General features: G+C 65.2%; 11 protein-coding genes and 1 other RNA gene. 1 reads left to right on the top strand and 11 read right to left on the bottom strand.

Annotated features, from left to right (window positions below; genetic code table 11):
* Window positions 1–44: 44 nt before the first annotated feature.
* Window positions 45–257: a 30S ribosomal protein S21 gene (gene rpsU, locus KAK11_RS06610; RefSeq protein ID WP_210807467.1), complete on the bottom strand. Its 213-nt coding sequence runs from the start codon at window positions 255–257 to the stop codon at window positions 45–47.
* A gap of 230 nt (window positions 258–487) precedes the next feature.
* On the opposite strand from rpsU, the gene KAK11_RS06605 reads away from it, so the two are divergent.
* Entirely contained in the window at window positions 488–1,336 is an 849-nt protein-coding gene (locus KAK11_RS06605; RefSeq protein WP_210807465.1) for a 3-hydroxybutyryl-CoA dehydrogenase, read from the top strand.
* Here the strand turns inward: KAK11_RS06605 and KAK11_RS06600 are convergent.
* The 10 genes from KAK11_RS06600 to KAK11_RS06555 all read right to left on the bottom strand — a co-directional run bounded on the left by KAK11_RS06600 (window position 1,330) and on the right by KAK11_RS06555 (window position 9,877).
* Window positions 1,330–2,586, bottom strand: coding sequence for a BaiN/RdsA family NAD(P)/FAD-dependent oxidoreductase (locus KAK11_RS06600; protein ID WP_210807463.1), 1,257 nt, complete (start codon window positions 2,584–2,586; stop codon window positions 1,330–1,332). The genes KAK11_RS06605 and KAK11_RS06600 overlap by 7 nt on opposite strands.
* A gap of 22 nt (window positions 2,587–2,608) precedes the next feature.
* Window positions 2,609–3,433: a sulfite exporter TauE/SafE family protein gene (locus tag KAK11_RS06595; protein WP_210807461.1), complete on the bottom strand. Its 825-nt coding sequence runs from the start codon at window positions 3,431–3,433 to the stop codon at window positions 2,609–2,611.
* Between the two features lies 1 nt (window position 3,434).
* A complete protein-coding gene (locus tag KAK11_RS06590) occupies window positions 3,435–3,899 on the bottom strand; it encodes an EVE domain-containing protein (RefSeq protein WP_210807459.1) in 465 nt (154 codons plus the stop codon).
* A gap of 44 nt (window positions 3,900–3,943) precedes the next feature.
* Window positions 3,944–4,124, bottom strand: a non-coding RNA gene (ssrS, locus tag KAK11_RS06585) — 6S RNA.
* A gap of 70 nt (window positions 4,125–4,194) precedes the next feature.
* Window positions 4,195–4,524 (bottom strand): cell division protein ZapA, encoded by a 330-nt coding sequence (locus tag KAK11_RS06580; RefSeq protein ID WP_210807457.1) that lies wholly within the window; start codon window positions 4,522–4,524, stop codon window positions 4,195–4,197.
* Window positions 4,521–4,739: a cell division protein ZapB gene (locus KAK11_RS06575; RefSeq protein ID WP_210807455.1), complete on the bottom strand. Its 219-nt coding sequence runs from the start codon at window positions 4,737–4,739 to the stop codon at window positions 4,521–4,523. Before KAK11_RS06575 ends, KAK11_RS06580 begins: the two co-directional genes overlap by 4 nt.
* 93 nt (window positions 4,740–4,832) lie before the next feature.
* Window positions 4,833–5,900: a lytic murein transglycosylase B gene (gene mltB, locus KAK11_RS06570; RefSeq protein ID WP_246498492.1), complete on the bottom strand. Its 1,068-nt coding sequence runs from the start codon at window positions 5,898–5,900 to the stop codon at window positions 4,833–4,835.
* 52 nt (window positions 5,901–5,952) lie between these two features.
* Window positions 5,953–7,995: a transglutaminase TgpA family protein gene (locus KAK11_RS06565; protein WP_210807451.1), complete on the bottom strand. Its 2,043-nt coding sequence runs from the start codon at window positions 7,993–7,995 to the stop codon at window positions 5,953–5,955.
* The gene (locus tag KAK11_RS06560; protein WP_210807449.1) at window positions 7,992–8,951 is read right to left on the bottom strand and encodes a DUF58 domain-containing protein; all 960 of its coding nucleotides are present in this window, start codon (window positions 8,949–8,951) and stop codon (window positions 7,992–7,994) included. Before KAK11_RS06560 ends, KAK11_RS06565 begins: the two co-directional genes overlap by 4 nt.
* Window positions 8,951–9,877, bottom strand: coding sequence for an AAA family ATPase (locus tag KAK11_RS06555; protein ID WP_210807965.1), 927 nt, complete (start codon window positions 9,875–9,877; stop codon window positions 8,951–8,953). Before KAK11_RS06555 ends, KAK11_RS06560 begins: the two co-directional genes overlap by 1 nt.
* Window positions 9,878–9,902 lie beyond the last annotated feature (25 nt).

The following is a 9,902-nucleotide window of genomic DNA, read 5'->3' as shown; positions in this document are numbered from 1 at the left end:
TTGGTGCGGCGGCGGCTCAAGAGCCATCGGCCACAGAAGGCTGATCAGTACAGCTTCTTGGGCAACTGCATGCTGCGAACGCGCTTGTAGTGGCGCTTCACGGCGGCAGACTTCTTGCGCTTGCGCTCAGCGGTCGGCTTTTCGTAGAACTCGCGGGCACGCAGGTCGGTCAGCAGACCGAGCTTCTCAATGGTGCGCTTGAAGCGACGCAGTGCAACGTCAAAAGGTTCGTTTTCTTTGACTCGAATCGTGGTCATTTACGAAGGGATCCTTGAGGATAAGTGCGCTCGGTGTCCGCTTGGTTACGGCTTGTTCCGGATTTGCCGCTCGGCTTCATCTAAAGCTGAGTGCCAACGGATCGACACGCGGGTTTGCTAGCAAAGACTGCGATTCTAGCCTGAAAAGTGGCTGGGAGCAATTTCTGGGCTGCAAACTCGATAAAGTGTGGCCCAAATTCAATTCTCAACTCGATCTGAAGGAGTCTCAAATGAGCATTCAAACCGTTGGCGTGATCGGTGCGGGCACCATGGGCAACGGCATCGCGCAGGCTTGCGCGGTCAGCGGCATTGCCGTGGTGATGGTGGACATCTCCCAGCAAGCCGTAGACAAAGGTCTGGCCACGGTGGCAGGCAGCCTCGACCGCCTGATCAAAAAAGAGAAGATGACGGCGACCCAGAAGGATGCGGCCCTGGCCCGCATCAGCACCTCCACCGACTATGCCGCCTTGACGGGCGCGCAGTTGGTGATCGAGGCGGCCACTGAAAACGAAGCGCTGAAGATCAAGATCCTGCAGCAGCTCGACACCATGCTGCCCGCTGAGACGATCGTTGCGACCAACACCTCGTCCATCAGCATCACCAAGCTGGCGGCGGCCACGCAGCGGGCCGACCGTTTTGTAGGCATGCATTTCTTCAACCCGGTGCCGATGATGGCGCTGGTGGAGATCATCCGCGGCCTGCAGACCAGCGATGCCACCCATGACGCTGTGGCTGCGCTGGCCGTGACGCTGGGCAAGACCCCCGTCACCGTCAAGAACGCACCGGGCTTTGTGGTGAACCGAATCTTGGTGCCGATGATCAACGAAGCGTTTTTTGTGTTGGCCGAGGGCACCGCCACGCCTGAGGACATCGACAACGCGATGAAGCTGGGCTGCAACCAACCGATTGGGCCGCTGGCCTTGGCAGACATGATTGGCCTGGACGTTTGCCTGGCCGTGATGAATGTCTACATGGCCGAGTTCAACGACTCCAAGTACCGGCCTTGCCCGCTGCTCAAGGAGATGGTGGCCGCAGGGTGGCTGGGCCGCAAGACGGGCCGCGGCGTCTACACCTACTGAGCAGGGCTTCCGAGGCTGGCGGCCAGGGCTTCTGCACAAGCCATGCCGCTGGCCCAAGCCCATTGGAAGTTGTAGCCCCCGAGCCAGCCAGTCACATCCACCACTTCACCAATGAAGTAAAGGCCAGGCTGCAGGCGGCTCTCCAGGGTTTGAGAGGACAGGTCGCGGGTGTCCACGCCGCCGGCCATCACCTCGGCCTTGTTCCAGCCTTCGGTGCCGGCCGGGGTAAGCTGCCAGGTGTGCAGGCTGTCAGCGACGCGGCTGATCTGAGCGTCGGGCACCTGGGGCATGGGCAGGCTGGCATCCAAGCCCAGCATCTGCAGCCAGGTGTCGGCCATGCGCTGGGTCAAAAGGCTGGCTAACTCATTGCCCCATTGCCGCTTAGAGCGCTGTTTAGCAGCGCGCAAGGTTTCGGCCACATCGACCTGCGGCAGCAGGTTGATCGTGATGGGCTGCCCCGGCTGCCAGAAGCTGCTGATCTGCAGCACTGCCGGGCCGCTCAAGCCCCGGTGTGTGAACAGCAAGTCTTCATGAAACGCCACCGGTGGCGGTGCCTTCTTGCTCTTGCCAGTGGCTCCAGGGCGGGTACTGATCACCACCGGCATGGCTTGGCCCGCCATCGCCACAAACGGTGCCCATTCGGCGGCCGAGAAGGTCAACGGCACCAGGGCCTGGCGAGGTGCCACGATGCGGTGGCCGAAGCGCTCGGCCAGCTTCAGGCCGAAGTCGCTGGCGCCGATTTTGGGTACGGGCAGACCCCCTGTGGCTACCACCACGCTGCGCGCCTGCACGGCGCCGCGTGCGGTCTGGGCGCGCCAGGTGCCATCCTCCAAGCGCTCCAGGTCTTGCACGCTGCAGGGCTGCCAGCGCTCGACCCCACCGCGTTCGCACTCGGCCAGCAGCATGCGGATGATCTGCTCGGCCGAGTCGTCGCAGAAGAGTTGGCCTTTGTGCTTCTCGTGAAAGGCAATGCCGTGCTGCTGCACCAAGGCGATGAAGTCTGCTGGGGTGTAGCGGGCCAGGGCTGAGCGGCAAAAGTGTGGGTTCTCAGACAGAAAGTTGGCCGGCGTGGCCTCGCGGTTGGTGAAGTTGCAGCGGCCGCCGCCCGAGATGCGGATCTTCTCGGCCACTTTGGGTGCGTGGTCCACCAGCAGCACCGACAGGCCGCGCTGGCCCGCTTGGGCCGCACAAAACAAACCAGCCGCACCGGCGCCAATCACCAGTGCATCAACAGAGCGTGCGTGAGTCATGATTCAGCCACTCGCCCCATCATCAGCCCGCAAAGGCCTTCCACACCATATAGGCCGCCAAGGCATACAGCAGGACAGCAAAGGCCTTTTTGAGCTGAGCGACATTCATGGCGTGGGCCGTTCGCGCGCCTAACGGGGCCATGGTGACGCTGGCTGCGGCAATCACCACCAAAGCCGGCAGGTACAAAAAGCCGAAGGCGCCGGGCAGCGCGGGCGGCAAGGACCAGCCGCCCAGCACATAGCCCAGCGTGTTGGCCAGGGCAATGGGAAAGCCTAAAGCGGCGCTGGTGGCCACAGCATGGTGGATGGGCACGTTGCACCAGGTCATGAAGGGCACGCTGACAAACCCGCCCCCGGCACCTACCAAGCCCGAGAGAAAACCGATGCCCGTGCCAGCGGCCGTTTGCCCGGCCAGGCCCGGCATCTGGCGGCTGGGCGTGGGCTTGCTGTTGCGCAGCATTTGGGTGGCCGAGAAGCTCACAAACAAGCCAAACACGCCGGCCAGCACCTGGCCCTTGAGCAGCGCAAAAGCACCCGCACCCGCCAGCAGGCCACCCAGCACAATGCCCGGCGCCATGCCTTGCACCAAGGGCCAACGCACCGCCCCTCGCTTGTGGTGGGCCCGCACGCTGGAGAGCGAAGTGAAGGCAATCGTGGCCATGGAAGTGGCAATCGCCATCTTGACGGCCATGTCCGCCGGCACGCCGCGCTGGCCCAAGATGAGGGTCAGAAAGGGCACCATCAGCATGCCGCCGCCAATGCCCAGCAAGCCGGCCAGAAAGCCGGCCACCAGGCCCAGGCTCAGCAACTCCAGCAATAGCAGCGGGTCGAGCAAGGCACTCAACATCTCAGGGCTCCAGCAAGGCCAGCACGGCTTGCCACTCTTGGGGGGTGACGGGGGTGATGGACAGGCGGCTGCCGGGCTTGAGCAGCAACATGCTGGCCAGCTCAGGGCGACTGCGCATCTCACGCAGGCTCAAGAGCCGCGTTTTGCGCCGCAGCTTGACGTGCACATGCAGCCAGCGCGGTTTGTCGCGGCTGGCCTTGGGGTCGAAATAGGGGCTCTGAGGGTCGAACTGAGTCTCGTCCACCGTCACGCCACTGGCCACTTCGGCCAAGCCCGCGATGCCGGGCTCGGCACACGAGGAGTGATAGAACAGCACCCCGTCACCCACCTTCATGGCATCTCGCATGAAGTTGCGCGCTTGGTAGTTGCGTACGCCCGTCCAGGGCACGGTTTGCTGGGGCAGGCGCGCGAGGTCGTCGATGGAGCACTCGTCGGGCTCGCTCTTCATGAGCCAGTATTGCGTCATGGGGATGAGGGCGCCCGCCAGGGATGCGGCCCAAAAGGTGAGAGGGTGTCCGCCGCAAGCCGTGGGCCGCATTCCTGAACCCTAGGGTTACAGGTGGGCGAGGTCAGCATGGCTTCGGGTTCATCTGACGCGAGACGATCACACCAGCCTTGCAATGTTCCAAGCCCTTGCTCGCGAAAGCATCGGTTCAAGGAAATATAAAACCCACGCGGGTGCGACGGACAACTGCATTTTAGGCGCGCCACGCTGGTGGAACCACCGTGAAGACCGCAAAACCCCTGCTTGCTCGAAAGAATCAGAGCAAATGACCGTCGCCACCCAGCACACCGTCGATGCGCTCGATCATGCGATCCAGCGAGGCCGTGGCCTCGGCGTCCAGGCTCTGGTCGGCGACGTCGGGTGCGGCTTGCCGTTGCGGTGTGGCCGGGCGCTCTGCCAATTGGTAGGCCAAGTTCAATGCAGCCAGCACCGCCATGCGCTCACGCGCCTTGACCTTGCCCGCGTCGCGAATGGCGCTCATTTCGTCGTCCACCAAGCGCACGGCGGCTTGCAGCAGAGCCTCGCCGCCCTCAGGGCAGGCCAGCAAATAACTCTGGCCCAGGATGGTGACTTCCATTTGCTTCATCCGCCTTCTCCTGGGGGGCTAGCGTCTTGGGTGGGGAGGCGCTCCAGCAAGGCGTCGATGCGCGCACGGGCGGCCCCCAGCCGAGACTTGAGGCTGTCGCGCTCAGCACTCAGAGACTGCACCTGCTGGGTCAGCAGGGCATTGGTTCGGGCGAGTTCTTCGTGGCGCAGCACGAGCCGCTCGATGCGATCAGCAAGATCGGACAGTCGGGACATGGGCGTGGCGTGAGAGGCTGTCGGGTGGAGGACCATTGTAGGTGCGAGGGCTAGGAGCGCGGGCCTGAGTTTCTGCCGCCCACGCTCCTAGGCTCAAGGCTTGGCCTCGGGCCGCGCCTGCCGCAGGCTGCGCGCCAGCTCAATGACGGCCATTGCGTAGTAGCTGGACCAGTTGTAGCGCGTCACCACATAGAAGTTCTTGGTGCCAGCCACATAGGCGGGCGCCCGCTCGCCCATTTGCAACTCCACCAAGGCCAAAGGGCCGGTGTAGGTGCGTCCGGCCTCGTCTAACTCGGCGCCGCGCTCGGCCATTTGCTGAGCGGTGAAGCTGGGCACGATGTCCGGCGCCAGCAGGTGCGCGCGGTCGCGGGTGTCGGTGGGCGGCTTGACGGCAAAGTGGGTCGGCTGGCCGCGCTCCCAGCCAAACTCTGCGAAGTAATGGGCCACGCTGCCCACCACATCGGCCCCGTGCGTGTTCAGGTCGATCTTGCCGTCGCCGTCAAAATCCACCGCGTACTTCAGGATGCTGCTGGGCATGAACTGCGGCAGTCCAATCGCGCCAGCGTAGGAGCCTTTGACGCTGTGCGGGTCGCGGCCTTCGCGGGCGCACCAGCGCAGAAAGGCCTCCAGCTCATCACGATAAAAACCGCTGCGGTCGGAGCGGCCTTTCGGGAAGTCGAAGGCCAGAGTGGCCAGGGCATCAATGACCTTGAAGTCGCCCGTGATGCGGCCGTAGTAGGTTTCCACACCAATGATGGCCACAATGAAGGAGGCGGGCACGCCGTATCGGGCTTCGGCTTGGCGCAGGCTGTCTTCGTGCTGGGCCCACCAGCGCACGCCCTCGCGCACCCGCTGCGCGTCGACCATGCGAGCACGGTAGGCCTCCCAGTTCTTGGGCGCACCGGCGGGCGGGGGCATCACCAACTGGGCCACTCGGGGCAAATAGCGGGCCGCAGCCAGTTGCTTGACCGCCCAGTCCACGGGCAGTTGGTGGCGCTCCGTCACTTGCTGAGCAAACGCCACCACATCCTCGCGTTGGCCGTACTGGACCACGTCGGGCGCGTTGTCAGAGCGCGCGGCCGCCGCTGTTTTGCCCTTGCTGGGCGCGGCCGAGGCCGTCAGCGGGCCTGCCAATGCGGCGGTCAGGGTGAGCAGGGTCAAGACTGACCGGACGCAGAGCGATGGGAGTGAGGCGCAATCGGGCATGGCAGGATTATCTGGGCTGAGGCATTGCGCGCATGGCTTGCTTGAAGCCACGCCACCAGGCTGTGGTGTTGAGGCTGCGTTCATGGGCATTCTTGGGCGCATATCGCTGAGCGTGCAGGTCCAGCAAGGCTTGTATGGCGGCGTCGGCGGCGGCGCCACGTTGCTCGCGCAAGGCCACGGCCCAGGTGTGTGGGTCTTGTGCCGAAGTGGCCGGGACGCCCGCTGCTCTCAGTTCGGCCAATATCTTCTGAGTCAGTCGTTGCCAGGGCGCTTGGCGGCGGGATTCGCGCCACGCCCACAAGGCACCCAGCAGCCCGACCGTGGCGCCGATCAGGACGATCAAGCGCAGCAGAGAGACGGTGTCCACCTGACCCCAGCCCCATTGCTCTAACCATTGCTTTTGCTGGTCTCTGCCATAGCTCAGCACCCACACATTCCAGCGGTTGTCCAGGGTCTCGGCCCAGCGCTTAAGTGTCTGGCGCAAGCCGGGACTGACCGCATCAAAGGCCCCCAGCACCAGCCCCGGTGGCGCGCTCAGCGTTTGGCCCTGCAGCACACGCTCGGGGGCGACGGCTGCCGTGGGGTCCACCCGCAGCCAGCCGACCTCAGGCTGCCAGACTTCGGCCCAGGCGTGGGCATTGCTTTGGCGCACCACCTGCTGCCCGTCCTGCAGCAGCCTGTCCGCCCCTTGGTAGCCGGTGACGATGCGGGCGGGCACGCCCATGGCACGCATGATCACGACGAAGGAGGCCGCGTAATGCTCGCAAAAGCCAGCGCGGCGATCGAGCCAGAACTCATCCACCGCATCGCCTTTGTAGGTGCCGGGGTTCAAGGTGTAGATGAAGTTTTCTTGGCGAACATGCTGCAAAACGGCCTCCACCAACTGTGCCACGGCTGCCCCTTGCAGCGCAGGCTGGCTGCGCAGCTGCTGCGCCCAGGCGCGGCTGCGCGGGTGCTTGCCGGGCGGCAGGGCCGTCAGTCGGGCGCGGGCGTTGTCGCTCAGGCTGCGCACCGGATGCTGGGCCAAGGCCAGCCCGCTCAGACGCACGCGCTGCGTCAGCGGCGCGCTCAAGCTCCACTGCCCGGCGTTGTCTGGCCCCGCGGGCAAGGTGGCCAAAGGCGGGTTAGCCACGGGCTTGTCCACGGTGAACTCTGGCAGCGGCAGCCAGGAGATCTGCAGCGGCTCCAGCGTCATCTCGTAGCGCAAGGGCCGAGCCTCCAGCGCCTGCTCTGCCAGATCTGGCCGAGGCCGCCCTGGGCTGGCGCGCCAGCGCTCGCCGTCATAGTCGGTCAGCACCGGGCCCCGAAAGTACAGGCTGTTGGCCGGCTGTGGCGCGCCTGTAAACCGAATCCGCAGCGCGATGCTGTCATCCGTCGCCAGCTTGGCCACATCGCCCAGTTGCAATTGGTCGGACAGGCCGGTGCGGGCGCCATCAGAGGGCAATGCCCACAGCGGCCCCAGGCGCGGGAACAGCAGGAACAAGGCCACCATCACCGGCGCACCCCAGAGCGTGGCCTTGGCGGCCAAGCTGGCCGCTTGGCGGATGGGCGGCGTGCCGGCGGGCATGTGGGCCAAGGTCAGTGCTGTGAGCCAGCCCCAAACTGAGACTGTCATGCCCACGGCGGTGAGCAATGACTGCGAATTCAGGAAATTGGTCAGCACCAAGAAAAAGCCTAGGAAGAACACCACCAAGGCGTCACGGCGTGCCTTCAACTCCAGCGTTTTGGCGGCCATCAGCACCACCAGCAGGGTCACGCCGGCTTGTCGGCCCACCAAGGTGCGCTCGGACCAAAACGTCAAGGCCCCCGTCAGAAGCACCAAAGCGACCAGGCTCCAGCGGCCGGGCAGGGGGCGCTCGGTCCATGCCAAGCGCGCACGCCAAGCCAAGACGCCCAGGCTGACCAGCGAGACCCACAGGGGCAGCGTGGGCAGGTGGGGCGCCATGGTCCAGGCGATCAAGGCCAGCATGAACAGCGTGTCTCGCGCTTCTCGCGAGGGCGGTCGGGGCCAGCGCCAACGCAGGCCGGGCTTGGCGATACGCTCACTCATCGTGGCCGCCCCGCTTTGAACTGGGCCAAACGCTGCAGCGCCGCATGCTGGTGCGCCGTGCCTTGGGCCAGTGGCAACTCGTCAGCGCCCAAGCGCAAGCCCCATTGCAGGCCCTGGGCTTCAGCGGCCAACACCCAGGTGGCCAAGCGGCTGAGGCGCACCTCCGGGTCTGCTGCTTGGGTGTGGCTCCAGTCCAGCCACAGGCGCTGGGCCACGCGGCTGCTGCGGTCGCGGCTCACCAACTCGCCGGTGCGGGCCACCTTTTTCCAGGCCACTTGGCGCAGGGTATCGCCACGTTGCCAGGGGCGTATGCCTTCGACCTCGTCACGGCCCACCCGGCTTTGCGCCCCGTCGCCTTCTGGCGTGTCTGCCAGGCGCGGCAGAGGCGGCGGGGCCGCTTCCAGTGCTGGATAGATCCAGGCCTGGCCGGCCGGCCGCCAGAGGGACCAAGCTCTGAACAGGCCGAAGGGGAATCGGCATTCGACCTGCAGGGCGGGCAGGTCATGGTGGCCACGCTGGCGCGCCAGGGTGCTGAGCACCACGGCCGTGTCGCCCTCGGCCGCAATATCGACCCAGACCTTGGGCTCGCGGCCTTGCAGGCCAAAGCCCAAGCCAAAGCGCTGGCGGCCTGGGTTGTGAACGCTGATCTCCAAGCTCATGTCCTGGCCCACGTGGGTGGGCAAGGGCGGGCGCACCTGCAGGCTCAGACCGCGCAGGCTGGCATGGGTGATGTGCAGCGAGGCGGCCGCGCTGCCGGCCAGCAAAAACGTCAGCGCATAACCCAAGTTGAGCTGGTAGTTGATGGCGGCCACCAGCAGCAGCAGCAAGGTCAGCCCAAAAGCCCAGCCGGCGCGGGTGGGCAGGATGTAGACATTGCGCTGCGTCAGGGTGTGGACGGGCACCGGGCGCAGCCGCGCCAGCCACCAGTCGCGCCACCAAGCCTGGGGGCTGCGCATCAGGGCAGTCCCACGGCCTCAATCATGGCGCGCACCTGCTCGCGGCGCCCACGCCCTGCACCCGGCACGGGGTGCAAGCGGTGCACCAGGGCTTGGGGCAGCACCGATTGCAGGTCATGCGGGCTGATGTGGTCGCGCCCAGCCATCAAGGCGCGCGCCTTGCCCAGGCGCAGCACACCCAGCGCCGCCCGGGGCGACAAGCCTTCGGTGAACCACAGACCTGAGCGGGTCTCGGCGATCAAGGCTTGCAGATAGTCGATCAGCGCTTCCGAGGCATGGATGCCCCGCACCGCCTGCATCAGCGTCTTGAGCTCTTCGGGGCGAATCACAGGCCGTAGCTTGGCCAAGGTGTCTCGGCGGTCTTCCCCCTGCAGCAGCGCCCGCTCGGCCCTCTTGTCCGGGTAGCCCAGGCTGATGCACATGAGGAAGCGGTCCAGTTGGCTTTCTGGCAGCGGAAAGGTGCCCAACTGCTCGGTCGGGTTCTGGGTGGCGATGACGAAGAACGGCGAGGGCAGGGCGCGGGTGGCGCCGTCGGCGCTGACTTGCTGCTCCTCCATGGCTTCGAGCAGGGCGCTTTGGGTCTTGGGGCCGGCCCGGTTGATCTCGTCAGCGAGTAGCACTTGGGTGAACAAGGGCCCAGGATGGAATACAAAGGCCTCCTTAGCGCGCTCGAAGACGCTGACGCCAATCAGGTCACTGGGCAGCATGTCTGAGGTGAACTGCACGCGGGCAAACTGCAAGCCCAGCGATAAGGACAGGGCATGGGCAAGCGTGGTCTTACCGACACCGGGTATGTCCTCGATCAACAAGTGGCCACCAGCCAACAGACAGACCAAGCTGTCTTCCACCTGGGCGGCTTTGCCCACGATGATCGTGCTAATCTGATTCTTGAGGTCAGTCAAACGAGACTGAAGCTGAGCGTTCATCATTCAAGGACGATAACGCACTTCC

This window comes from Ideonella paludis (assembly GCF_018069865.1).
GTDB classification, from domain to species: Bacteria; Pseudomonadota; Gammaproteobacteria; order Burkholderiales; family Burkholderiaceae_C; genus Ideonella; species Ideonella paludis.
The sequence above is the reverse complement of the archived record's forward strand: the minus strand, read 5'-3'. Positions and strand labels throughout refer to the sequence as shown.